The following is a 26,231-nucleotide window of genomic DNA, read 5'->3' as shown; positions in this document are numbered from 1 at the left end:
CGCCCCTAAAGCTTTTAAAGTTGCTTGCCCAATCATTGCTCTACTGAAATTACGAATTAACCGTCTGTAGCAACTGATTCCACTGCTCCGAGCGCTTTTAGAGTCGCTTTTTGGGCTGCGGTTAACCCTGTAATGCCTGCAATGTTCATATCTTCGTAAGGGCGGGGCGATCGCAAAGTTTGCAAACACTCCCCTGTTTCGACATCCCACAGCTTAATTGTCTCATCTTGACTGCCACTAGCTAGGGTTTGCCCGTTGGGGTGAAAGGCAATTGCCCAAATCCAATCTGTATGTCCTATGAGTGTTCTCAGGCATTCTCCTGTATTGCTGTTCCAAAGTTTAATCGTTCCATCTTGACCTGTACTGGCAATAATATTGCCTTGGGGATGAAACTTTGCACCTAACACTATTTTTGTGTGTCCGTGGAAAGTTTGCTGACAGTTTCCTGTATTGATATCCCATAATTTCAAGCTGAGGTCAAAACTGCCGCTGAGTAACGTTTGACCGTCTGGACTCCAGTCTAGTGAATATACCCAACCGGAATGTGCCTCTAAAGTTTTGATACATTGCCATGTTTTGACATCCCATAACTTAATGCAGCGATCGCTGCTAGTAGCCAGAAATTGCCCATTTGGACTCCAGGCAACAGAAAATACCCAACCAGTATGTCCCTCTAAAGTTTTGATACATTCCCCAGTTTTGATATCCCAAATCTTAGCTATAGTATCTGTATTAGCACTGGCTAAAGCATTTCCTTGAGGATTCATAGCAAGTGAGAGTATCCACCCGTTTACCTGTAAAGTTCTTAAGCATTTACCTGTAATCGTATCCCAAAGGCGAATTGTCCCATCTGCACCGGCACTAGCAAGGATTGTTTCATCAGAACTAAAAACAGTCCCACAGATTTCACGAGTATGCCCATGTAAAGTATGTATGCATTTAGCTGTGGAAATATCCCATATTCTTAGTGTTTTGTTTGTATTTGCAGCTAATAGCTGACCATTGGCGTTAAAGGCTACACACCAAACACGACTGGAGTATCCTTGTAAGGTTTTTAAACATCTCCCTGTAGTCACATCCCATAACTTAACGCTTTGATCTTCGCTTGCACTTGCTAAAGTTTTACCATTGGGGCTGAAAGCAACTGACCAAACACGGCCTATATGTCCTAAAAAGGTTTGAATACATTCGCCAGTTTCGACATCCCACAAACTGATTACAGATGCTTCACCTGCAACTACAACACTGTCACCACTAGGACTAAAGCTAACTGACCAAACACCATCAATTTGATTTCCTTGTAAAGTTGTTCGACATTCCCCCGTACTCACATCCCAAAGTTTTACTGTTTTATCAGCACTCCCACTTACTAGTATTTTCCCATCTTCACTCAAAGAAACTGACCAAACTTGTGCCAAGTGTCCTTCTAAAGTCTGCAAATATTCACCACTATCAACATCCCAAACCTTGATAGTTTGGTCTTCACTTCCACTAGCAATAATTTTTCCATCTGAACTAAAAATAACTGGACGAACAATATTTGTATGTCCTTTTAATACTTTCAATAATTGTCCCGTATTAACATCCCAAAGTTTAACAGTATGGTCTCCACTACCACTTGCTAGTATTTTTCCATCTGGGCTGAAGCTGATCGACCAACTACGCTTGGAATCATCTTGTAAAGTATGATGACATTTCCCAGTATTAATATTCCATATTTTAATGACACCATCATCACTACAAGTTGCTAAGACTTTACAATTCGGACTAAACTTAGCATCCCAAACCCAGGCTTGATGTCCTTGTAGAGTCGTTAAATGTATCGCTTCTAAACCTTCAATATTCCATAAATGAATGCCATCATTTGCATCGGTACTAACTAAAAATTTTCCGTCAGGGCTAAATTTAACGCAAAGGCTACTAGCTAAATATTCTGTAAAAACTGATTTATTAATATTTGCACCTGTGAAATTTACCTGATTTAAATTGGTGCCTTGGAAATCAGCTTGCCAAATTGTTAAATTAGAAAAATTAGAACCTGTAAAATCTACTTTCAAATGCCGCAGTAGATTAATCAAATTTCCACCTGCATATCCAGGTATAGCGGGCAAGTTTTCTTGTAATTTTAAAATAAATTGCTTAATTTTTAGTTCAATTTCTCCGGGGATATTTAATTGACTTTGTAACCTAATTAATATAGATTCTAAAATTACGCGGGTTTGACTTTCTCTAATATAATCTTTAGCATTAGCTTTGATGAGAGCGTAGCAATTTAATAATCGAATCTCAAAAGTTATTATTTCTTGACAAATCTGTTCAATAAGTTGGTCTGTTATGTATTCCATAACTACAGGTTGCTGAGTAAAGCCACCGGAACTTTTTTCGATTAAGGAACGCCAAATCAAAGACTCCAAGGCTTCTAGTAAATTTGCCCTTGAAACTGCTGGCACCATATCTTCTTGTAACACCGCAACTACAATTGGCTCACGATTAATTGCTAGCCAGTACATGACTTGCTGCTCCGAAGTGGAGAGTCTTTTGAATTGCTGCTCTAGGAGATTGCCAATGCCATAGAAGACTGTTGTACCTTCGGCAAAAAAGCTGGCGATGTTGCCTTCATGTAAGTCCCGAATCGATGTGGCAGCAATTTTCAACGCTAGTGGATTACCACCATAACACTCAACCAGTTGGCGGGTTTCGTCCTCGGAGCCTGATAGCCCTTTGAGTGTCAGAATTGTTTGTCCGGCTGCAACTTCTAATCCTAATAAAGTAAGGGTACGAACTGGCAAACCATCACCTTCCAAGGCGGCGACTTCAGCAGGTTTTTCCCGGCTGGTGAGCAGGACACAGCTTTGATGCCCAGTTTCTCCTAATCGCCACAGGAGTTCGCCGTAGGGTTCGTAGCCCTCACGGTAACAGCCTGTCCCTTTACCTTGCTGCAATAATGTGTCGAAATTATCCAGAATCAGCAAGCATCGGGAATTGCGGAGGTATTCGATTAAACAAGTAATTTGCTCATGAGGGGAAGTGGGCAATGTAGTAACTTGTTGATGAGAAAGGATTTTGATGCAGTCTGTCACCTTGTCATAGAAAAAAGGTGCGTGCCGGAGCGATCGCCAAATGACGTACTCGAATTCGACCTGTAGCTGTTCTGCTAGCTTCACCGAGAGCGCGGTTTTACCCATACCACCCATACCTAGCAGTGCCACTACACGAGCGCGATCTCTGACAATCCATTGGCTGAGGGTCTCTAATTCTGTAGTACGTCCATAGAACTGAGAAACGTCGATTGCTTCCCCCCAGTTTGTGAAGGGTTGAAGGTTTAAGGTTGAGGAGGCGTTTGTGTCCTTTTGTCGCTGTGTGGTTCGCTTCAGTACTCCTTGCAGGTTATTTTTGGTAACTTTTTCTCCTAAAGCTTGAGAGAGCGATCGCCACAGTTCAGAACCAACGTCTTTGATGTGACCGGGGTCATAAGAGACTTCTTGCGCCATTTCTAGGTAAGTTTTCCCTTCCCAGGTGTAGCGAAATACAATCTCTTGCGCTTTGGTTAAGCGTCCTCGTTCCAATAATTGCTCAACTAGTGCGATCGCCTCTTCAACCGTCATTTATTTTCGTAAAAATACTAAGTTCACTACGATATTTGCACCATAAGCTTTGTTTATTTAAAAAGTTTGCGTAAATCTACCAAGAAGATCCGACTTTTTCCCTACCTTTTCCGACCGGCAAACTTTATACCACCCAGTTAGAGTATTTGGAAGATCAGAGCGATCAAAGAATCTAACCAATAACGAGGACAAAGACATGACTTATTACTATTACGGCACAAGTGAAACTAACTATTTCAATTACAAGGGTTCAGACAGTCTTCTTGCCTTTGGTTATGAGGGGAATGATACCATCTATGGCAATACTAACGACGATGATCTCAATGGAGGTAATGACAATGACTACTTAAATGGTTGGTCAGGTAACGATAAATTATACGGAGATAATGGTAACGATACCTTATACGGATACTCTGGTAACGATACTCTACACGGTTCTTACTCAACTGGTTACAACAGCAATGAATATGATGTCTTAAATGGTGGTAGTGGCTACGATACATTTGTTTTAGGTTCAAATTTTACTGGAAACTATTATCAGGGATCTGGTTACGCTACGATACAAGACTATGATGGTGCGTATGACTATATCCGACTTAAAGGAAGTGCAAGTTCTTATTATCTTAATAAAACTGGAAATTATGGGGGAAGTAGTGCGCTTGATACACTGATATATCAGAACAATGGAGACTTGTTAGCAATAGTTCAAGATAACACTAGTATACAGCTAACTAGCTATTACTTTAACTTTAGCTAGTTCTGGGTTCTGCTACAGTGTTGAAATAAATCTAAATCTGATCTAACGCATTAGTTTGTAGCGATTGTCTTGATTGTCAGGCAAAATCCAGTATTACATTTTCTCATTACACGATTAATTTTGTACGATGTCTGCGGCAGACGTAGCCATAGCACAGATTTGGAGAGCGCTCATCACCGTTCTAATAATTAGTCAATTAGTCTGATCTTTTCTTCGACTGTCATTTACTGACTGAACAGTAGTGCATACTTTCGTATTCGATCAATTTGAGGCTTGGCGAAAGCGATCACTGTCTAAAACTAATAGCTTATTAATTCACAGTGTTTTTGGAAAAACAAGCGTATGAAATCGTTAAAAACTCTGCACCAATAAAACTTGATGTAATTTCATCACTCAATTACCGCGAGAATTTTTAACGATACCTGCGGTGTTATCGTTGCCATCGCGATGATTTTGAGTTGAGGTGAAATAGGTGAGAGCGATTGCTTTCTCGAACTAATAACTTAGCAATCTCTAACTTTGTCTAACCTACCCGACAAGGTAATTGAAGTGTAACAGCCAGCTTTAGTCCTGTTACTAAAAAGATCCGACCTTTTCCGACCATCAAACTTGATACTAGGCACTATAGTATTTAGATCAGCAGTCATTTTGATATCTAACTTGTTCTGATAAATAGTAACTTTGGTTATTAGCCATTTAAGAAATACTTAATTATTTATAGCCTTTTCACTAACAGTGTATTTGCTATTTATTTACCAATTAGTTTTCTTTTCATAAAGCTTTAACCTAAGCTAAATAAAAACGATCAAAAAGTTATTTTTTATAGCAAGTTGATATAGCATAAAAACAGAATGGTTACTGAACAATACTTTGTTTCTTCCGCAGTATCAGATGGTTTCAGGAACAATGAGTAACAACAATTCAATTTCAGTTAGGAATGTATTTATGAAATTCAAGTTAGTAACTAAATTTCTGATAAGTGCGATCGCGCTTTCTGGTGCTGCGATATCTCCAGCAATGGCACAAAATTATCCCAATCCAAATGCACCTGTGCCAAGTGGCAATCCCTACCCCTATCCAAATGCGCCAGTCGGTACCGGAACATCTTTTATCTGCGGTCGAGTTGGATCTGACCCAGCCACCCTCGTCCAAGTGAACGGTCGGATTTTGCCATCACCTCTAATCGTTTGGCAGACGGCAAGTAATGATATGTCACCCCAGCAACGGTGTCAGATGGTTTCCCAGCGAATGACAGCGACAGTAGCGCAAAATGGTGGCAAATTGAGTAACTTGCTGTTGACAACTGGTAATGTCAATGGCTTCAGCGTGATTTGTTTTGTGAATACTGCCGAAAGTTGCAACTCCAACAATGTGATCATGACCCTGCTGAGAGGGGAAAATGCCCGCAATCCCGGCAATGTCCTAGCCCGGATTGTAAGGTTTGGTCAACGGGGTAGTGGTTCAAATGTAGTTGAAAGCAGTGGCTTCACAGGCAGTGTCGGTGGTGAAGAAGAAATTATTCCCACTGCTGTGGGTTTAGAAGAAGCGGTTAATCAATTAGCTAATGAATCTGGTGGGATGCCTGCTGCCCCCAATCCAGGAAATTATAGTACTCCCAATCCAGGTGCAGGGACGGGTGGCGGTTCTATCTAGCTTTAGCAATTCTTGTAGAGACGTTGAAGGCAACGTCTCTATATGCAGGTTCACAAAATCTTCTGCTTCTCAAATGGCTGTGGAAAGTAACAAAGTTGATTTACGTAGGCGCAGCCCGCCACAGGTATCGCTCCTTTTAAGTCCAACCTGGATATGGGTTGTTCACTTGGGAGTGTTTACTGTGTTTTCTGCTTCCCCATTAGTATCGCCTTCTGTCGCAGCTAACCCAAGTTTCACGGATACTGACCTGCAATTGCATCAAATGTCCCAGACGATCGCTCAATTTCCAGGAACGGCTGCTATTCTTCCTGATTCGGTGCCAGCGATCGCTAAATTAGTAACAGTGAGAATTTTAGGCGATCGAGGCACTGGTTCGGGAGTCATTATCAAGCATCAAGGACAAACCTACACAGTACTCACAAATGCTCATGTTGTGGCCGAAGCCGGAGGCAATGGCTACACCATCTTAACGGCGGATGGTCAGCTCCATAAGGGTGTTAGGCTGCATTCTGCTCAGTTGGGGAATGACGATTTAGCCTTGGTGCAATTTAGCAGCGATCGCCTTTACAAAGTCGTAGTGATCGGCAACTCTAACATCCTATCTGTTGGTGAAACTGTTTATGCTTCGGGATTTCCCAATTGGCGCATCATTAATGCTAATACCCTAGCTGATACTCGCGATTGGGGCTTACAAGCCTTTGAATTAACTCAAGGCTATATTGGGATGCTGCCCAACCAAGCTTTGCAACAAGGGTATCAACTTGGCTATACCAATCAGATTGAACCCGGAATGAGCGGGGGCCCGGTTTTAGATCGATATGGTCGCTTAATTGCGATTAATGGCGGCTTGAAATATCCTCTCCAAGGCATCATCGCCTTTATTTTTGCCGATGGCACAATGCCAAGTCAAGCTTTATTTGAGCAAATGGAAACTTTGAGTTGGGCTATTCCAACTGCTAGATTTCAACAATTGTTTAGGCAACCTGCTAAATAATTTCAGGGTAGTTATTAACTATTTTTTACTATATATGAACCTCAACTTTTTTCGCTCTAATCTTCCTTATGCAGTAATCAGTGGAACTGCCAGTGTTGCTGCAATAGTCATCGTTCAATCGGCAGCTTTTGCTGTGAAATCTTCTCAGGAAATTGCCCAGTATGCTAACACCATTACTGTGCAAGTAAACAGACCGACTGGAGTTGGTGTAGGTCTAGCTAGTGATGGTTCTGGGTTTATTATCAAGCACGAGGGAAGCACTTACACCGTCCTTACTTGCAATCATGTGGTTAATCCATCTGGCGGGCCTAAGCCAGCTAGCATTCGCACTAGCGATGGAGTCTCTCATCCCATTAACCCTACAAGTGTTAAAAGTTTAGGAACTAACGTTAAAGGAAGTAACGATCTAGCCTTGTTTAGTTTTACTAGTGATAAAGACTATCCAGTAGCCGAATTAAAAAGCCCTAATCAAACAAGGCTGGGCAGTAAAATGTTTGTTTTTGGTTATCCAGTTAACAATGATTTAAATAGAATTGCTGAAAATCGTGTTTATGATTTCCAACCAGGAACGATTTGGGAATCCAAGGATGCGACTTTGAGCGAAGGTGGCTACTCGTTGCAATACGCAGCTCAAACAACAGGCGGTATGAGTGGGGGGCCAGTGTTTGATATTGATGGTAAAGTAATTGGAGTTCACGGCAAAGCTGACACACAAACCGAAGTCAAAGAACTTCAGTCGGGGCAACAAATATCAGCTGGGCTAAAAGCTGGAGTTAGTGCAGCAGTTCCAATTGAGAAGGCGATCGCTTTATCTGGGCAGGTTGGAATAACTGGGTTGAAGGTAGACAGCTCCCCCAGTACGGATAAACCCCAAGAACGGATGCAAAATCCCCAAGCTTCGAGCGATTTCTTAGCACGGGGACTGTCCCAGCAAAGTAATAGTACCGCAGCAATCAATGATTTTAGCCAAGCGATCGCTCTTGACCCTAAAAGTAGCATTGCTTATTACAATCGCGCCAATGCTCGCTACAAAATGGGCGATAAAGAAGGTGCGGTCGCCGATTATAATGAGGCGATTCGCTTCAACCCCAATAATGCGATCGCTTATTACAACAGAGGGGTAGTGCGGTATTATCTAGGCGATAAGCAAGGTGCAGTTGCAGATTTTACCGTCGTCTTGCGTTTCGATCCTTATGATGTATCAGCTTATTACAGCCGAGGATCTATCCTCCGCAACTTGAAAGATGCTCAAGGTGCTTTTGCCGATTTTGACCAAGTTGTTCGGCTTGCACCTAACGTGCCTCACTCTTACTTCAACCGGGCGCTAGCTCGTGCCATGTTTAACGATCGCCAAGGTACTCTCGCTGATTTTACTCAAGCGATCGCCCTCGATCCCAAGTTTTCTAGAGCCTACATCAGCCGCTCGTTGACATTGCGTCGCTTGGGACAATTACCCGCAGCGATTCAGGATTTAAACACAGTGCTGAGTTACGAGCCAAATAATAGCATTGCTATTTACCAACGCGGCTTGTTCCGCCGCGATTTTGGCGATCGTCAAGGTGCGTTTGAGGATTTACAAAGAGCTGTAAATTTATTCCAGCAAGCCAATGATACTACTAGTTACCAAAAAGCAATATACGTTCTCCAACGCTTACAGTCATCACCTGCAACTCCCCCTCCTAATCAACAACCAAATAACGGACAACCAGGTGGTGAAACTGCTCCAGATGTCATAAATGAACCTATCTAGCAATGAGTGTAGAGATGTTTTATGGAACGTCTCTACACTTATCTAATGAAATTTATCCACAAAGCACACCAAAAAGTTATGAAAACTGGGCGCTTTAAACTAAACTTTACTAAACTGATTCAATTCGGTACGACAGTCTACACGTTTACTTTTTTATCAGTAATTGATATTGTCGGGGCTATGCCAATACCGATACCTACGGCGGTAAACTACGCTCAATCGCTTCCGACATCGGGTTTTTCTACTTACCCAGCCTCCACAATATCTCCTCTAGATGGGATTTGGAAACTCCAGTGGCGCTTAAATGGGAAATCTTTTAATGGACTCCTGACTTTAACGGGAAATTCTGGCACAATGACCGTTAATGTGCGCTATTCCAATGGTCAGAATGATGTCGTCCAACAAAGAATGGTGGTTCAGTCTTCTGGCGATCAATTCATTTTATCTGGACAAAATCCCGTTTATGCAGGGACGAATATGCCGATTGTCTCCTACATTCCCGATACTTTTTTGATCGAGCAAGCAGGCAATTTGGAGGGTTGGAGCGCTAAAAGTTGTGATAGCACTGAACGGTGTTCACGAGTCACGATGCGATATGTTGACCCTGCCTACCCACCATCTATACCGAATCGGGCACCTGCCGAGATACCCACAAAATGGGATTCATTGTAAATTTTTGGTAATTGCTTAACCCCTTTGACAAGAGGTAGAGATAGAGATTAGCTGAAGAATATAAATTGAGACTACATAATTGCCGCAATCTTAAGTTCCAATTGTTGCTGTTATTCTTCTCTCGCTATAAAAATCGCCAGCCAATTTTTCCTAGTTTTCAGCAAAAAAAATCGCCCCCTGAATTCAGGAAGCGCATCACCAAGGTGGTGTAGAGACGCGAAATTCCGCGTCTCTTGTTTTAGCTAGCAACGTATTCTTTGACATTGGCACGACGGCGACGCAGATGAGCTAAAGCTTGATGCTCTAACTGACGGACGCGTTCACGGCTGAGATTTAATCTCTCACCCACTTTCGCCAATGACATTTCGTTACCATCTTCTAAACCAAAGCGCAGGGCTACAACTTCTCGCTGTTGCGGGGTTAGTTCTGCTAGCAGATTGTTCAAATCTTGGCGTAAGAATTCTTGGTTGGTGTAATACTCTGGTGATGGCCCATCATCTTCGAGCATTTCTTGCAACTCAGTATCCTGGTTCTCGCCAACTCGCACATCCAAAGACACTGGTTGACGAGCCATATTCAGATACTCACGAATCTGAGTAGGTTCTAATTCCAGTTCTTTGGCAATTTCAGCCGGAGTCGGCGATCGCCCCAAGGTTTGAGCTAACTCGCGCTGCACTTTTTTGATTTTGTTCAGTTTCTCGGTAATGTGGATCGGTAAGCGAATAGTCCGACCTTGTTGAGCGATCGCACGAGTAATTGCTTGGCGAATCCACCAGTAAGCGTAAGTCGAGAACTTATAACCCCTCATTGGGTCAAATTTCTCCACACCCCGCTCTAATCCTAGTGTTCCTTCCTGGATTAAATCCAGAAACTCCATATTTCGCTTTTGATACTTTTTAGCAATAGCGACAACCAAGCGCAAATTCGCTTCGATCATTTTTTGCTTTGCCCGCTTACCTTGCGCCACCGTTTGTTGCACATCGGTTTCCGATTGTTTAACGTGATCGGCCCACTCTGAGATATCCGGTTCGCGTTGCAACTTCTTCGCCAAAGCTTCCTTGGCGTCGATGAGCGTCATCATTTGTTGCACTTGCTTCCCAAAGACAATTTCTTGTTCGCGGGTTAGCAGTGGTACACGACCAATTTCTCGCAGATAGGTTCGCACCATATCAGCCGTGAATTTGGTGTTGAGGTTTTCCGTTTGGGTATTGACAGTAGGCATTGGTGCGATGTCCTCTACTTCGTAAAGATAATGTATGTTTTATTACTAAAATGGATGGGAAAAAGTAGTACATCTATCACGAAATATCGGGAGCTACCAAAAGCAATTAATTAATTGATACAGCCGTTGTTAAGACGGTAAGCCCCCAATGATAGGTTCCCCTACCTTCCCTAAATTTTCAATCTTTTATAAGCACGCTGGTTATTTTTGAGAATTCTTCTCTTGGACAGTTACTAACACCGATCGGCAAAACCGAAGTCGGTATGAGTTCTACTTAACTTATGATACGATAAATCGGGCAAATAGTAAACTATCTTAAGATAAAACCTATCATTATAATTCAAAAGCAGCCGTTATAGAAAAATTTTTTAAATTTCCTAGAAATTACTCACTACATCTATAGTGACGCCAAAAACCCCTCTTCTGTTGCCGAAAACTAGCCGGATAACCGAACTTAATTTGCTGTGACAATGGAGGGATGTCAACCCCTTCGGGGAATTCAAAATTCAAAATTCAAAATTCAAAATTAATAATCCCCATAAATAAATTTAGGAGTTTGTATCCTTTTGTTCTTCGGTCACGAATTAGTCATTAGTCACTTGTACTGAGCGTAGTGGTTGGCGCAGCCTCTCCAAGAGTTGTATTGGTCATTTGGAAAGGATATAGACGCACCAGCGGCTACTCTCGGAAAACGCCAAAGGCGAACCCGCAGGCTAGGACAACTGACAAATGACAATCTAAAATCCAAGGTCAGCTTTGGCTAGTTCCGCAGCAGCGAATACTTCTGCGTCAGGTTTTTCTTCCCAGGCTGGCTCACCAATTTCTTCGTAAAAAGTTGCGTCGTAAGGACGGGTACGTACTACTACGGGCATAGGAACGGCGTGACCCAATATTAAAGCTTGTTGCTTCGAGTCTAGCTTTGCCAACACCGATCGCAGTCCGCTACCACCAGATACACCTGTAAAAATTGCGTCAATGTCTTTTTCATCATTCAGCAAAGCGGTAATGCGAGTCCCTATTTGCGACATAACTTCATTATCTATGCCTGATGGACGTTGATCAACTACCAAAAGTGTGACAAAATATTTCCGCAGTTCACGAGCAATAGTCCCAAAGATAGTACTTTGGACAATAGCCGGGTCAAGGAAACGGTGCGCCTCTTCAATGGTAATCATCAATGGCGTTGGGCGATCGCTAGGATTTTTGCTTTGCAGGAATTTATCTGCTTTCTTGACGTAATGCTCGTGAATACGTCGGGTGATCATATTCGTCACCAACATATAAGAGAGCATATTAGACTGGGAACCAAATTCTATCACAACATTCTTCCCAGATTCCAGGCATTGCACAATTTTACTAATATAATTCTGGGGGCAAACTGCTCGCATATACTTCAAGCTATCCATCCGCAAGAGTTTGCGCTGCAATGCCATAATCGAGCCTTTGTGTCCGCGCTTCTCGTCGCAAAACATCTCGATTTCTTCGTTAGTCATATTCAGCAACTGGACAATCCAAGACTTGCCAAACTCGCTATACAGAATATTGGCGTTATCTAAGGCTGCGTCAGAGAGTCCTAAATCTCGGCTACATAACTTAATATCTTCAACTTCTATTTGCTCATAGCTCAAATAAAGTTCTTGGGCATCACGCACACCCCGACGCTTTGTTGATTCCGGGTCGAGGGTATAAACTTCCACCTTACTAGGAAAAAGTTGCTTTAAGCCTTTAACGGTATTGACATTTTTACCTTCTGCAACAGCTTCCCAGCCATACTCAGAGTGCATATCAAAAATCAAATTGACTGCCGCATTTTTACGAATAACGCCAGCTAAAAGTAGCCGCGTTAGAAAAGATTTACCAGTACCAGATTTCCCAAAAACCCCATTACTCCGTTCCACGAAGCGATTCAAATCGATACAAACCGGCACATCCATATCCAATGGTTTGCCGATGGAAAAGTTGCGCCTTTGGGGGTCATCTTCCCAACCAAATACCCGGCGAAAATCGTCAACACTTGCTTCGTAAACTTGACTAAAGTGGCTAGGAATAGTTTTAACTGGCAACAATTCTATCGTCGTGCTGGTTTGTGGCATAAATGAAGCTAAACCCGTCACCGATGGGAGGAAAGGATTTGCCGATTTGCCATTTGTTGGGGAGAAAGATTCTTCAGTTTCGGGAGTGAACATCAACATCGGTGCGAGGTTGATAGTACCATAAGTACCACTTCCGGCTAAAACATCTCGTAAAAAAGTGTCTTCCCAACTGGGGGGATTAGCAATAATTCGGGCATTAGCAGTTCCCAATGCTACATCTGTCAGCATACAAAAAAAACGCGATCGCATCCCTTGCACAACAAGAAACTTACCCACCCGCATATCTTCTACAGAAATGTCAGGATGCAATCGTACTTCTAAACCTTCAGTTAGAGAACCTTGAATGACCGAACCTAATGGCTGTGCCGAATTCATCTAATTAATTACACGATTGTTGGTGCTATCTCTTATGTTGAATTTTAATTGCATAGGGCAAAAGTTGCGAATTTGTCATTAGTCATTGGTCATTCGTCATTTGTGTTGAGTTATTCTCTCTCAATGCCCCATGCCCAATTCCCCATTCTCTAATCAATCTGAATCGAAGTTGGCGCACTTCCCGTTGATGGAGTGGTACTAATTAACGGTTTGCGGAATTGGGCATAAAGGCGATCGCGCCAGGTAAAGAATAGTTCATAATCTATATTCTCGGCAAAGATTGGCAATCCTTTACCTCTGATAGAAGCTGGTAAATCCAGATAGGGGCCAGGAGGAAACTTGAGCAATATCGATAAGCCAGCCACCGCTAAGTCAGCTAAAGTCGGCTCATCTCCTGTTAAATAAGGACTATCTGCCAATAATAACGTTAAGGCTTCCAAGTCTTGTTTTAAAGATGCGATCGCTGACTGTATCACATCTGGGCTGTAACCTACACCAAAACCTAACACTGTCAGTAAGTCACTAGGTACTCCTTGAACCAGACTTTTAAATATATCTGGTGTTGAGGTAGGTAATAAAGACTTACGGAAATTTTGATCTTGACTTATAGCAGCAAATAGTGCTTTGCGACCTTTAATGCCTATAGACTCATCCGCCCATTCTTCTATTAATAAAGTTAAACCCCGTTGTTTAGGATCTTGCGGTATTATAGGGCGATCGGGATACTCTAAGTCTAAATACTTAGCTATCTCCGTAGAATCCGCAATATACTTGTTACGATCCTTTAACACTGGAACTTGTCTTTGACCAGTCAGCCGGAACAGTTCTACTTGTCCAATCCCAGGCGTAACCTCTATTTTGCGGTAATCTAGTCCTTTAAAATCTAGAATTAGGCGCACTTTCTCTGAGTATTGAGAGAGTTCCCATTGGTATAATTCCAGCATATTTTGTATATCTTGTAACTGGTTAACTTCTTAACTTTACAATTGTATCTTTAGTTTAAGTAATTTTTATTGGTATTAGTTGCTTAGCTATCTATTTAATTGACATTAGGGTTTAACTGATGCCTAATTTTTGGCAAAATTATCGATTTTAAAAAATATTGCTTTATGATTAATTAAAATATCGAATAACTAAGTAATTTAATTCAGCATATATATAAATATAAACCTAACCCCTTATTCGTGAGTTTTCAACAGTTACTTCAATTTCTGTCACTGTTAGCTTACTTTAAAATATTTCGGTGATTAATTTCTATGCTTTTGCTGAATAATCAATGGTCAATTCTGAGATATAACCTTCTTTCCTATGTAATTTAGGATTTATGAATCAACTATTAATATACCTACAAGTTTGTATATAAATTGTCTTTTAAGTATAATCTTTCTTTGAAGCTCATTCTAACTCATAACTTGTAGATATGAGATTTTCACACTTTCTTAGAATTTACGTGACACCGAGTGGGGCTTTTTAACTCATTTTGGTGTGATGGAGAAAATTTGCTTAATTTACATGAAATATATGGTAGATATATTTCATACTTATCAGCTTGAGTGGAGGTTAAACATTTTACCTCACTAGCACAAACACTTCTAGAGAAAAATCTTACTTCCCTCTTGAGTTAGATTTTGTGCATAGCAAAATGTTATAAATCTTTATGTAATGTGTGGACAAAAAGAAAAACAAAATTTATGAAGACAAATTACAGCAAATTACTGACTACGTTGGCAGGCATAGCAGGATTGAGTAGTTTCAGCGTCCTCATTACTTTACCATCTGACGCGAAAGAGGCATTAAATCCTAACCCCAGTATTTTCAACGAAGCCCCCTATAACCAGGGTCAACGCATTCAAGCAAACGCTCAATACACACCTGCTGAGGCTGTTTCCCAAATAGAAAAGGGCAATACTAAACGCAAACCGATAGCACAGAATAGTGGTGGAACGCTAAATCCCAAACCAAGTATTTTCAACGAGCCTCCCTATAACCGTGGTGGTGGTAGTGTTACACCTAGTGAACCTACACCCCGCACCCCACGTCCTATCCCGGACGAAACTCAACCTACCACACCATCTACTGATACACCTTCTACAACTCCACCAGGGCCAGGGGCAAGCGACAATCAAGGTAAAAACTTGTTAGCGTTGGCAGAATCAAACGCTTCCTTTACCACCTTAACTAAGGCATTGAAAGCAGCAGGATTGACTGGAGCTTTACAAGGTAAAGATAACTTAACTATTTTTGCACCAACAGATGCAGCTTTTGCTAAGTTGCCACCAGATGCTTTGCAAGAATTGTTAAAACCAGACAACAAAGAAGTATTGCTGAAGATTTTAACTTACCATGTGGTGACTGGTAAGTTATTGTCTACTGATTTGAAGTCTGGCGAAGTTAAAAGCCTTGAAGGCGGAACAATCAACGTAAAAGTTGATCCTGCTACTGGTGTTACCGTTAATGATGCTAAAGTCACACAGGCAGATATTACAGGTAGTAACGGCGTAATCCACGCAATCGATCAGGTGATTTTACCTCCTGACTTGTAGTTGTACGGTATCAGTACTACTGGCAACATAACTAGATTGGCATAAAGTATTAATACGTTAAAATTCCGTTCAGATGTTAATTTTGGACGGTTTTTTTGTTTGCAGTCAGCTTTTGATCTTTATCTTGCATTTCTAAAAGTTCAGGAATAGTAACAAACTTATAGCCCTGTTTCCGAAAGTTGGCAATAATTTCTGGTAAAGCTTGCACAGTTTTAGAGCGATTACCACCACCATCATGCATTAGCACAATTCCACCTGGCTTGGCCCTCCTAAACACATTATTAATTAATTTTGGTACAGCAGGACGTGAGTAGTCTACAGAGTCAGATGACCAGCGAATGATGGCATATTTGCTATTTCTAGCGTAACTAGCCACCCCATTATGCATGATTCCCCCTGGTGGTCGAAATAAATTTGTTTTAATCCCTGTCACTTGATAAATCAAGTCTGCTGTGTGGTCAATTTCATATGCAGCTGCTTGGGGATTTAAGAATTGATACCAATGATGCCAAGTGTGATTACCAATTACGTGACCCTCAGCAATCTCCCGCTTCACTAAGCCTGGATAATTCTTCACGTTTTGCCCAATGAGAAAAAATGTCCCTTTGATCTGATTTTTTTTGAGAATATCCAGTACTTGCGCGGTACTCTCAGGCCATGGTCCATCATCAAAGGTGAGCGCAATTACTTTCTGTTCGGGAGTCAATTTTGCCGCATCAATTATTGCCCCTTGAAAACGTAGTGGCACAGTATATGAAAAACCTTTTGTTTGTACTTGTTGCTGCCAACTTCTAAGCATCGTCGCTTTTAGTTCTTCAATCTGCTGCTGAATTCCAACTTTGCTTGATAGATTGTTTACATTTATATTCTCTGTACTTTGAGCATTAGAGGAGCTTGACTTAATAAGCATCATCGTGCTGACACTCACACTGCCACTCAAGACAAGCAACGTAACTAATATTTTTTGCAGACCAAAAAATGACTTATTGTCGTCCACTTCATAGCTCCTTTAAGGTCGAACCATCTTTTTTTTTACAATACTTATGGCAGCTTTTTATACTCTGTAAGCCTTGCCATACAAGCTACAGTTATGATTGGTATATTTTTTAAAGTTAGCTCCAACCCTGACTCTGAAAAAATACCTTACCCGATGGATAATCTAATATCTATAAGCAAAACCCTCACCATGAAGGTGAGAACTTTCTTACGCATTAATTTTTATAACCTATGGGGTATGAGAGTAATTTCGAGAACTATAAAAGGCAAGTAAAATAATTTGTAATTAAGTTAAGTTTTGCAACGAAGATCGAGACAAGAGCCACCAAACTTGCCACTTCTTAGTTGTGAGGGACTTAACCCCCTATAATTTATTAATCCTGCCTGATTCTATGAATCTTAATATAGGCTAAGTATTGCATATTCTATTGACGAAGCCATTGCGAAATTATGACGAAGATGTGACCTTCCTTAAGTAATGACGGTAAAGAGCAAACTTGTTAAAAAATTTCTTTGATCCCCAACCGCGCAAGACGATTGAACACCATTAACTGCTGAAAATTCTGCAAATAATGCTTTAGAGTGAGTCCGAAAATTCCATACGCTTGTTTCTGTCTTAAAAAAGGGACTTCCTAATAAATCATCCATTTTGTAGGGCAAGATGCCCACCCCACAAGAGTTAACAGGATACTTTTTATTTGGAAATCCCTTAACAAACAGGTTACAGGCTCGACATTACATCCCGTGCAACTGCTAAAGTCTGCTCAATGTCTTCTTCAGTGTGAGCAAAAGATGTAAACCCTGCTTCAAATTGAGAGGGGGCTAAGTAAACACCGCGCTCTAACATCCCGCGATGGAAGCGTCCGAATTTGGCTGTATCAGACTTTTTCGCATCTTCATAGTTATGAACTGGGCCAGAGGTAAAGAATAAGCCGAACATGGCGCTGATTTGACCGCCACAAGCTGCATGACCAGTTTCTTTGGCAATTTGCAGCAAACCATCTGCTAGCTTTTTAGTAATCCGCTCAAGAGACTCGTAAGTACCTGGCTTTTGCAGCAATTCTAAAGTCTTAATCCCAGCAGTCATTGCCAAGGGATTACCAGAAAGAGTCCCAGCTTGATATACGGGCCCGGCAGGCGCAACCATTGACATAATATCTCGGCGACCACCATAAGCCCCTACTGGCAAACCACCACCAATCACCTTACCCAAGGTTGTTAAATCGGGAGTGACACCAAATTTTTCTTGAGCGCCACCGTAAGCAATGCGGAAGCCTGTCATCACTTCGTCAAATACCAATAACGCTCCATACTCGTGAGTCAATTCCCGTAATCCTTCTAGGAAACCAGCGTCAGGCGCAATAAATCCAGCATTGCCGACGACTGGCTCAAGAATGACACCAGCAATCTCGTCGCGGTTTTCTTCAAATAAAGCTTTGACTGCTTCTAGGTCATTGAAAGGTGCGGTTAGAGTGGTGCTAGTTGCCGCTTTAGGTACTCCCGGTGAGTCAGGTAAGCCAAGTGTGGCAACACCAGAACCCGCTTTCACTAGAAACGTATCGGCGTGTCCGTGGTAGCAGCCTTCAAATTTGATGATTTTGTCTCGGTTGGTGAAAGCCCGCATCAGCCGCAAAACTCCCATACAGGCTTCAGTTCCAGAGTTGACAAATCTGACCATTTCGATGCTAGGAACGGCATCGATGACCATTTCTGCCAAAACATTTTCTAAGACTGAGGGAGCGCCGAAACTGGTGCCTTTTTCTAAAGCTTCATGCAAGGCTGCAATTACTTCTGGATGAGCATGACCACAAATAGCTGGGCCCCAAGTGCCTACATAGTCTATGTATTTATTGCCATCTACATCCCAAATATAAGCGCCTTTGACACGATCAAAAACGATGGGTTGTCCACCCACAGATTTAAAGGCACGAACTGGAGAACTGACTCCTCCGGGCATGAGATTTTGAGCAGCGGCGAAGACTTCTTGTGATTTTGTTGTTTTAATTGTGGTATTTACCAAAGTTCTCTCCTAACAGTGGGCAATAAAACGCTCTATCTTAGGATAGGGTCAAACACTGCTTAGAATTTCTATCCTATAAAATTAGCTGAACTAAAAAAATAACAATATGTTATGCAAGTCCAATGAAGATTTGATTTTAGATATTTAATTCCAAAAAATATACCAGCTAGCCTATTCTGAATGGTATCGTGAATCCATAAATTATTCTCATGAGAGCAAACTAGCTGGTATGTCTTCTAACGATTCGCGATCGCTGCATTACACCATCCCGGTTGAGAAAATTCGCTACGATGAACGGGGTCTGGTGCCTGCAATTGTCCAAGACTATCTAGATGGTACTGTCCTGATGATGGCGTGGATGAATCAGGAGTCGTTACACAAGACTTTGGAAACTGAAGAAACTTGGTTTTGGAGCCGTTCTCGGCAAGAATTGTGGCACAAGGGGGCGACTTCTGGGCATATCCAAAAAGTGCAAAGTATCCGTTATGACTGTGATAGTGATGCCCTCCTGATTGGGGTAGAACAATTAGGAGATGTTGCTTGCCATACTGGAGAGCGCAGTTGTTTTCACCAAATAGAAGGAAAAATTGCTGCACCTCCAGGTGATACATTGTCGCAATTGTTTCAAATAATATGCGATCGTCGCGACAATCCTACTGAAAGTTCTTATACCTGTAAACTATTTGCAGGTGGCGATAACAAAATTTTGAAAAAGATTGGTGAGGAAACTGCTGAGGTGGTAATGGCTTTTAAGGATGATGAAGCAGATGCGATTGCAGGTGAAGTGGCTGATTTGCTATATCATACTTTGGTTGCCTTAGCTCACCATCAAGTTGATTTAAAATCTGTATATCGCAAGCTGCAAGAACGTCGTCAATAGAGAATGTAGGCAAATGGCAGTCAAATAAAGGAGTAGGGGAAGTAGATAAAAAACTTGATGCCCCCGCTTTGCCAATTGCCAGACTTCAATAAGCATCCCCTTTGTTATTGGCTATGACAGGTTAACTTAACCGTGTACCTACAGGTTGAACCTCTCTGGCTAAACCAATATGTGCTAACGACAATGAGATATGGTTAAACTTTACTCCAGCCAAAGCCCACTGAAGTTCAAGTGTCCCCACCCAGAAACGCGCCCGGTCAATGACATCCGGTAACATGGAATAGTCGCTTTCCATACGCCGCACAATACTTTCTCCGTAATTACCAAGTTGCACTGCAATATCACAAGCTGCATCTCCCAAACCAGCCGTGCCAAAATCAATCAGACCGCTGATGCTCTCTGAGATCGGGTCAAAGAGAATGTGATACACTGTCTTATCACCGTCGATCAGTACGGCTGTGTAACTGAGGTCAAGTTCATTTGTAATTACGGGCGCAAAAAGTTCGTGTATCCAAGTTTGCTGATGACGCCACAGGTGAGGAAAGAGAGTTTCCTGAACTTGCTCATACAACTGCAACCAATCTTCACGAGAACGTTCTGCATCAGAAGAAGACACTCCAGCATTAATTAAAACTTCATTTGGGATGCTGTGCAATTGTTGATGAAATCTGCCTAGTTGGGAGATGATACGCACTTGTGATGCTTCACTCAACTTCAGCAAGGTGTTACGAGATAGCGGTTCACCTTTAATAAATCTGTAGCTAGCAAAGCCTTCTTCCAGGTGTTCAAAATGCGGAACTCGCAATTTAACATAATTTTGCACCACTTCCAACACCTTAGCTTCATGGGAAAGTACCTGTTTTCCCCAGTCATCTTTGGCAAAGCGACATACAAGCTCATGATTAATAATTACTACATCGTTAACCATTCCATCTTGATTAAAGTCAAGATGCTCAATAGAGATATTGGGATAGACAGCACGAATTTTTTCAAGATACGAGGAAGGAATATTCACAGTAAATCCTAACGTAATCACAACAAACAAAAAATCAAAATTTATCGGACTTTTAGCCCGATCGCAGTGACTTATAACAATTTGTCTGTTTGTTGTATCAACGTACCACTGTGATTTAACTCCCTAAAAAGTCGCTCAACATGGTCATAATACCATTTTGGTGATTAATCAGCCAAAATTCGATTGAGATACTGTAAAATTACCACAGTGATCGCTACACTGAAGATGAAGCCTAGCCAGTAAGTATTAGTAATAATTTGTGGTTGATCTAATGCCCATCCACCCAAGGGATGACCAATAAAATAGCCAACAGCCCAGCACAAAGCGTTGATAGAGAAATACACGCCGCGTTGATTTTCTGGGGCTAACTCAGTCACTAAAGAAGCAGCAGATGGGGTATAAGAAACAATTGCCACAGCAAATACTCCCAATGCTAATGTTACCCAAAGCAGATGATGAGATGAGACTGTACCGCTTACCCAAATCAGGCCGAAACCAATTGCCCAGAAAATGGCGGAAATAGTAAGCGCAAGTGTATGAGAGCAGCGTTTTAAAATGCTGGTGACAGGCAACTGACAAATAATTGCGACCACTAGATGCCAAGCAAATAGTCCGCTAATGGTAGTTTCAGCAAATCCCTTGGCGGTACTTTCTACAAGGACAAAGTTTTTGAAGTAAAGCGGCAGGGTACTGTGGATTTGAGAAATATAGATTGTAAAGAATATATTAACTGCTATGTAGACCAGGAAACGGCGATCTTTTAATACTGCCATCCAAGCAGCAAAATGTTCTGTCTTTTCAGATTCCTCTATCTGCTGTTGTTCAGTTTCAGTAATCCCTACATAGACAACTCCAAAAAATACCATAAAAGAGATGGCATCAATGATAAATAGCCATCGATAACTCCCAATTATCGCGATCAAAAACCCAGCCAGCACAATTCCGATCGCTAACCCAAGATTATCAGCTAGTCGAGCGATCGCAAAAGTTTCGCGGCGATTGTCAGTTTGGCTGGCATCAGCAACCACAGCTTCAGCCGCCGGCCAATAGAAACCTATTCCTAAACCGCTAATCAAGCTACCGATTACCAAAGAAGTGAAATTATTGGTTGCAGCTAAAACTAGAGAAGCAATTGCTGAAATCGCCGTCGCTAGCAACAAAGTGCGGCGGCGTCCCCAATATTCAGAATCAGCCAAAGAACCACCCGCAATCCGCCCTACAATGCCGGAAATCGAGGCGCTACCAAAGGCTACCCCAACACTGGTTGCAGATAAACCAAGTTGATTAACAAAAAAGATGGGCGCATAAAACAGGGTAAAGCCGGTACCAACTTCCGAGAGAAATCTACCAATTGCGAAAATCCAGACCTGGGGATGTATCGAGGGCAACCACGATGATAACTGAGATTGAGAAGCTAATTTCATGAGCTTAAATGTCATAGTTTGATGACATTTTTGTAATTCTTATCATTGGCTACTATTTTCCTCACTCATTCCACAGGGTTTCCACAGGGATTTTAGCAGTTTTCCACAGCTGCTATACGAGCTAATAGGCTTCTTGCTGTCTTACTGGGGATTGTTGATTACAAGTAGCAAAGAAGTTTAAGGACTGAGTTTTTATGAAGTAAAGTAACAAAAAATTGGCTTAAACCCCGATTATTTCGTTCGCATTTATTTTTTATACAATCGTTTTTAACATTTCGCAGCATTGACAAACCTACCCCCTCTTGGCGCACAATGATGCGGCTTGCTTTTATAATTCCGTTCAACCGTTGGCATCAAATTTGTAAAATATATTACCAGCAGATGTAAGCGCAGATTGTCGGGATAGCGAAAGAGCGTGTAAAGCCCTAAACCGCTTTACCGCAAGCAACTTGTCCCTCTTGATTATCCTCATAGGAGGAAAATCTCATGAAATCAACGGTTAGAATCTTTACAGAAATTCCTGAAACACTCCACGAATCCTTAAAAAACTACTTAGAAACCCATCCCGATTGGGATGAAAACAGAGTATTGACGGCGGCACTATCATTGTTTTTACTCCAAAATGGAGATAGCGATCGCCGCGCAGCACGAGTCTATCTGGAAACTTTGTTTCACCACTCCACAGTAGAAATGCCCTGTACCGACTCACCAGCAACAGCTAATTTACTAGACACCCCATAGGTACTGGTATGAAGGGCGTTATTCCCCTATTTATTAATGGGGGCACGGCATACCGTGCCCCCATTAACGGGATTTTAAGCTAATAGCGATCGGCAATATTACAATAAAAAAGATCGGTAGATTCCGATCCATAAAAAAGTTCTAATAGTTTTTCTTGTTGCCAAAAGTAGTTGGTAATAGGGCGGAATTTACTTTTGTTCTCAGTCTCCGACTGGGAATACCTATTTTGAGGCAGCTGCTTCCCTGACTTACAGTAGCAGCCCAATGAGCAGCATTTCCAGATAGAGGCTAGAAACGGGGTTTTAAGTTAAGGGAACTTTAGCTGAAGTTGACTACCCAATGCACTAGCTATGTACCCGATGAACTCCAATCTAAGCACCTTTATATCTACCAAACCGGTCACATACCAAGAAATATTTTCCACTGGACTCTCTCCCCTGTCCACTATCTTAAATAGATAGATAAATATCTCAAATAACTGTTTGGTTTGTATTTGAGGAATATCTACTTATTTTGATTGTCTAAATTTGTCTGTTACTAAAGCCAAGAGAATTCACCAACTACTACCCCAAGAGTTAACAGTCAAGAGTTAAAAAACTCTAGACTATAAACTCAGGACTTACCTTCCAACTGCTGGGGGTGAGCAGCAGATTCAAACTTATAACCTACGCCACGTACAGTTTGAATTAATGCTGGCTGACTAGCATCAATTTCAATCTTCTTGCGAATTTGGCCAATATGTACATCTACAACCCGCTGGTCGCCGACATATTCATAATCCCACACCTCTTGAATAAGTTCTGCCCGCCGCCAAACTCGACCTGGATGACTAGCTAAAAAATGCAACAAGTCAAATTCCAGAGCAGTTAAGGGTACTGGTTGGTTATTAAGTGCTACCTCCCGTCGCACTGGATCAATCATAAGTTTTTCAAATACCAAGCGTTTCTGCTCGGCCGTAGTTATCACTCGCTGACGCCTCAAAATAGCTCCGACTCGGACTTCTAGCTCACCTAGCCCAAAAGGCTTGGTGAGATAGTCGTCAGCACCTTTAGCAAAGCCGCGAATTTTATCAGCTTCGTCAGCACGGCTAGTCAACATCAAAACAAAAACACCATTACGACTTTGCATCTCTTGGCAGAGGTTAAACCCTGTGACATCTGGTAAATTCACATCTAGAATCACCAAATCAGGGTTAAATTGCTCAAATAGAGTTAAGGCTGTCTTTCCATCTTCGGCAGCCTCCACCTGATAGTTCTGCTTAATCAGAAAGCGTTGGATTAAATTCCGAACCGCAGGGTCGTCGTCAACTACAAGAATCTTGGCAGGAGCCATGACCATTACTTTGCACAAAAATTCGTAAGATTAACAAAAGGTTTGCGTAAAAACGCAGTTGCCACTTTGGGACTAACTAAAAATCTACATGGCTACGGTATGAGATTCCTGATTATTCAAAAAGAAATACTCTAATCAGGATTGTGGGCAATGAGAACGCTAAACTTCTGTTAGCCACAGTATATAGGCGCTCTGACTTTAGCCGCAACAGTTCTCAACACCAAGACACGTTCTTAATCCCAGTTAGGTGGTAACTTAAAACGTCTCAATTTTAAATCGATATGCGGATATATACCACAAGCGATTATTCAGTATAATTAAAAAAATTCTATTAGGGCACAGTAAATTGCCAAATTTGAAACATTAAAGTTGATATTTTCATAAAAACTATGTGTTTTAGGTACTCTCCGTTCAAATTCTAGATTAGAGCCAGAATTAGACAACGACATGAGGGTATACACGGAGTTATAGCGATATGTTAAAGTGACTATAGTTGAAATTACAAAGTCGATCAAACTAACCCGTGCTACTATCCTGGTAGGGCATATAAATAGGTCGAGACTTTAGTTTCGATCAAAATAAAACCTAAAGCTGTTTTTTATTCGATAAAAGACTGCCGCTGACTGAGGCTGAAGTAACAAACTCCCATGAGCGATCAAAATCCCTACGAAAAACTTGGGGTATCAGAAGAGGCTAGCTTCGATGAAATTCAGGATGCTCGTAATCGCCTATTCGAGCAACATAATGGCGATGCCAAGCATTTAGAAGTGATTGAGGCGGCTTACGATGCGATTTTAATGGATCGCTTACGGATGCGCCAGGAAGGTAAAATCAAAGTCCCTGAGCGGATACGGTTTCCAGAGTTGCGAGTGCAATCGCCTCCGAAAGAAAGTCCAACCCCTCGCGAGCAGTCACCTGCATGGCTGCAACGGATGCTGGATCAGCCAACGCCTGCGGATATACTCTTACCAGGAGCTTGGTTTCTCGGTTTGAGTTCTATTAGCCTGTTCTATCCAGAGGGAGGCGATCAGGTTTTGCAGTTAGCATTGGTGGTTGGCGTAGGCACTAGTATTTACTTTCTTAATCGCAAGGAAGGCAAATTTGGCCGAGCAGTTCTGTTCACCCTGGTCAGTTTAATAATTGGCCTAATTGTTGGGGGACTAGTTGCTAGCTGGCTCTTACCACAAATATCATTTATTAGTCTGGAAACGAATCAGTTCTCTACTGTAGTGACGTTTATATTGTTGTGGTTAGTTAGTAGTTTTCTACGTTAAACCACTGCCGTAAGCAGGTTTCTATAAAGAAGACATAGTTTATGTATGTTCTTCTGAGATAAAAAGTCAGGAGTCAGAATACCTATTCTGACTCCTATTTTAATTTGCAACCTGAATGCTGATTAATTGAATCTGTTGCAGCTACAGAGCCTTTTTAAACAAAGTGTTTAGCTCTTAGAACTAAATCTACAGCAGCGCTAAAATCCTTAACGATTAAGTCGGGGTGGTAAAGTTCTAGTTGGGTGCGATCCCGAATCCCAGATTCTACAGCCATCACCTTAATCCCATAATTTTTCGCAGCGGTGATGTCGGCTTCCGTATCTCCCACCATCCAGGTATCAGTAGCCGGGGGTAGTTCTGCTAAAGCCCTAGCCATTAACAAAGGCTTATCTTCAATATCACGAGTTTTAACGTAGTCGTTAGTCAGGCAATAACAACGATTTTCTGGGAAAAATCTACCTAAATCGTGTTTTTTGAAGGCATAATCTAGTTCCCGAAATCGGCGCATGGTCATAACTGCTAAATCAATTTCAGCTTGTTGAATTTTTAATAAAGCATCCACAGCACTAGGCGCGAGGGTGTCATAGCCAAAGTAGGGTTCTGTATGCACAGTTTGTCGTCGCAGCTGGGCAAATTCTTGGGCTTGGGCTTCATCTAACCCTGACTTTAAGGCGATTTGTTTTTCGGGAACGCGCGAGCGCTTTAACTGCCAAAATTCCGCTTTCGGAAGTTCTTGCACTACTTGATCTGGGCGACGGGTTTTATCTAAGCAGAATTGATAAACGCGGTAGTAGCGTTCGGAAACATCAATAATTGGGCCGTCGAAGTCAGTAATCAGTCTTAGCATCGGCGGAAAATGTTAATTTTTATTAAAATTATCTCAGA

18 protein-coding genes and 1 pseudogene are annotated in these 26,231 nt (G+C 41.8%); 9 read left to right on the top strand and 10 right to left on the bottom strand.

All coding sequences use genetic code 11. From position 1 onward, the window contains the following. Positions 1–56: 56 nt before the first annotated feature. Positions 57–3,605 carry an NB-ARC domain-containing protein gene (locus HWQ40_RS19640; RefSeq protein ID WP_292780667.1) on the bottom strand — a complete coding sequence of 1,183 codons (3,549 nt, stop codon included), beginning with the start codon at positions 3,603–3,605 and terminating at the stop codon, positions 57–59. 196 nt (positions 3,606–3,801) lie between these two features. Here HWQ40_RS19640 and HWQ40_RS19635 point away from each other — a divergent pair, with 196 nt between their 5' ends. The 5 genes from HWQ40_RS19635 (at position 3,802) to HWQ40_RS19615 (ending at position 9,431) form a co-directional block, all read left to right on the top strand. After that, positions 3,802–4,362 carry a hypothetical protein gene (locus tag HWQ40_RS19635; protein WP_292780664.1) on the top strand — a complete coding sequence of 187 codons (561 nt, stop codon included), beginning with the start codon at positions 3,802–3,804 and terminating at the stop codon, positions 4,360–4,362. Positions 4,363–5,307: 945 nt separating this feature from the next. After that, a complete protein-coding gene (locus tag HWQ40_RS19630) occupies positions 5,308–6,015 on the top strand; it encodes a COP23 domain-containing protein (protein WP_292780662.1) in 708 nt (235 codons plus the stop codon). 181 nt (positions 6,016–6,196) lie between these two features. Next, the gene (locus tag HWQ40_RS19625; protein ID WP_292780660.1) at positions 6,197–7,009 is read left to right on the top strand and encodes a serine protease; all 813 of its coding nucleotides are present in this window, start codon (positions 6,197–6,199) and stop codon (positions 7,007–7,009) included. Positions 7,010–7,043: 34 nt separating this feature from the next. Next, positions 7,044–8,759 carry a tetratricopeptide repeat-containing serine protease family protein gene (locus HWQ40_RS19620; protein WP_292780657.1) on the top strand — a complete coding sequence of 572 codons (1,716 nt, stop codon included), beginning with the start codon at positions 7,044–7,046 and terminating at the stop codon, positions 8,757–8,759. A gap of 21 nt (positions 8,760–8,780) precedes the next feature. After that, positions 8,781–9,431, top strand: coding sequence for a hypothetical protein (locus HWQ40_RS19615; RefSeq protein WP_292780654.1), 651 nt, complete (start codon positions 8,781–8,783; stop codon positions 9,429–9,431). A 238-nt stretch (positions 9,432–9,669) separates the two neighbouring features. Here HWQ40_RS19615 and HWQ40_RS19610 read toward each other — a convergent pair whose 3' ends face one another. The 3 genes from HWQ40_RS19610 to HWQ40_RS19600 form a co-directional block, all read right to left on the bottom strand. Continuing rightward, a complete protein-coding gene (locus tag HWQ40_RS19610) occupies positions 9,670–10,653 on the bottom strand; it encodes an RNA polymerase sigma factor, RpoD/SigA family (protein ID WP_292780652.1) in 984 nt (327 codons plus the stop codon). Positions 10,654–11,390: 737 nt separating this feature from the next. Next, positions 11,391–13,121, bottom strand: a complete 1,731-nt coding sequence (locus HWQ40_RS19605) for an ATP-binding protein (protein WP_292780650.1) — start codon at positions 13,119–13,121, stop codon at positions 11,391–11,393. Between the two features lie 149 nt (positions 13,122–13,270). After that, positions 13,271–14,065 carry a glutathione S-transferase family protein gene (locus HWQ40_RS19600; protein WP_292780648.1) on the bottom strand — a complete coding sequence of 265 codons (795 nt, stop codon included), beginning with the start codon at positions 14,063–14,065 and terminating at the stop codon, positions 13,271–13,273. A 747-nt stretch (positions 14,066–14,812) separates the two neighbouring features. On the opposite strand from HWQ40_RS19600, the gene HWQ40_RS19595 reads away from it, so the two are divergent. Then, positions 14,813–15,664, top strand: coding sequence for a fasciclin domain-containing protein (locus HWQ40_RS19595; RefSeq protein WP_292780646.1), 852 nt, complete (start codon positions 14,813–14,815; stop codon positions 15,662–15,664). A 76-nt stretch (positions 15,665–15,740) separates the two neighbouring features. Here the strand turns inward: HWQ40_RS19595 and HWQ40_RS19590 are convergent, their stop codons facing one another. Both HWQ40_RS19590 and hemL read right to left on the bottom strand, forming a co-directional pair. Continuing rightward, positions 15,741–16,661: a polysaccharide deacetylase family protein gene (locus tag HWQ40_RS19590; protein ID WP_292780644.1), complete on the bottom strand. Its 921-nt coding sequence runs from the start codon at positions 16,659–16,661 to the stop codon at positions 15,741–15,743. 720 nt (positions 16,662–17,381) lie between these two features. Continuing rightward, positions 17,382–18,680, bottom strand: coding sequence for a glutamate-1-semialdehyde 2,1-aminomutase (hemL, locus tag HWQ40_RS19585; RefSeq protein WP_292780641.1), 1,299 nt, complete (start codon positions 18,678–18,680; stop codon positions 17,382–17,384). 229 nt (positions 18,681–18,909) lie between these two features. Between hemL and hisIE the strand changes: the two genes are divergently transcribed. Next, entirely contained in the window at positions 18,910–19,560 is a 651-nt protein-coding gene (gene hisIE, locus HWQ40_RS19580) for a bifunctional phosphoribosyl-AMP cyclohydrolase/phosphoribosyl-ATP diphosphatase HisIE (protein WP_292780638.1), read from the top strand. A gap of 121 nt (positions 19,561–19,681) precedes the next feature. On the opposite strand, the gene HWQ40_RS19575 is transcribed toward hisIE, so the two are convergent. Both HWQ40_RS19575 and HWQ40_RS19570 read right to left on the bottom strand, forming a co-directional pair. Next, positions 19,682–20,575 (bottom strand): phosphotransferase, encoded by an 894-nt coding sequence (locus HWQ40_RS19575; protein ID WP_292780636.1) that lies wholly within the window; start codon positions 20,573–20,575, stop codon positions 19,682–19,684. Positions 20,576–20,739: 164 nt separating this feature from the next. Next, on the bottom strand, positions 20,740–21,999 hold the full coding sequence (locus HWQ40_RS19570) for an MFS transporter (protein ID WP_292780634.1): 1,260 nt from the start codon (positions 21,997–21,999) through the stop codon (positions 20,740–20,742). A gap of 486 nt (positions 22,000–22,485) precedes the next feature. Between HWQ40_RS19570 and HWQ40_RS19565 the strand changes: the two are divergent. Beyond that, positions 22,486–22,677 (top strand): annotated as a pseudogene (locus tag HWQ40_RS19565) (DUF2811 domain-containing protein); the annotation flags it as partial. 675 nt (positions 22,678–23,352) lie between these two features. Here HWQ40_RS19565 and HWQ40_RS19560 read toward each other — a convergent pair. Continuing rightward, a complete protein-coding gene (locus HWQ40_RS19560; protein ID WP_292780631.1) occupies positions 23,353–24,072 on the bottom strand; it encodes a response regulator transcription factor in 720 nt (239 codons plus the stop codon). A gap of 647 nt (positions 24,073–24,719) precedes the next feature. Here HWQ40_RS19560 and HWQ40_RS19555 point away from each other — a divergent pair. After that, positions 24,720–25,346 (top strand): CPP1-like family protein, encoded by a 627-nt coding sequence (locus tag HWQ40_RS19555; RefSeq protein ID WP_292780627.1) that lies wholly within the window; start codon positions 24,720–24,722, stop codon positions 25,344–25,346. A gap of 154 nt (positions 25,347–25,500) precedes the next feature. Here the strand turns inward: HWQ40_RS19555 and HWQ40_RS19550 are convergent, their stop codons facing one another. Next, positions 25,501–26,193: an HAD family hydrolase gene (locus HWQ40_RS19550; protein WP_292780624.1), complete on the bottom strand. Its 693-nt coding sequence runs from the start codon at positions 26,191–26,193 to the stop codon at positions 25,501–25,503. Between the last annotated feature and the right edge of the window lie 38 nt (positions 26,194–26,231).

Source organism: Nostoc sp. NMS9, from assembly GCF_017114995.1.
GTDB lineage: Bacteria > Cyanobacteriota > Cyanobacteriia > Cyanobacteriales > Nostocaceae > Nostoc.
This window is presented reverse-complemented; position numbering and strand designations above follow the sequence as displayed.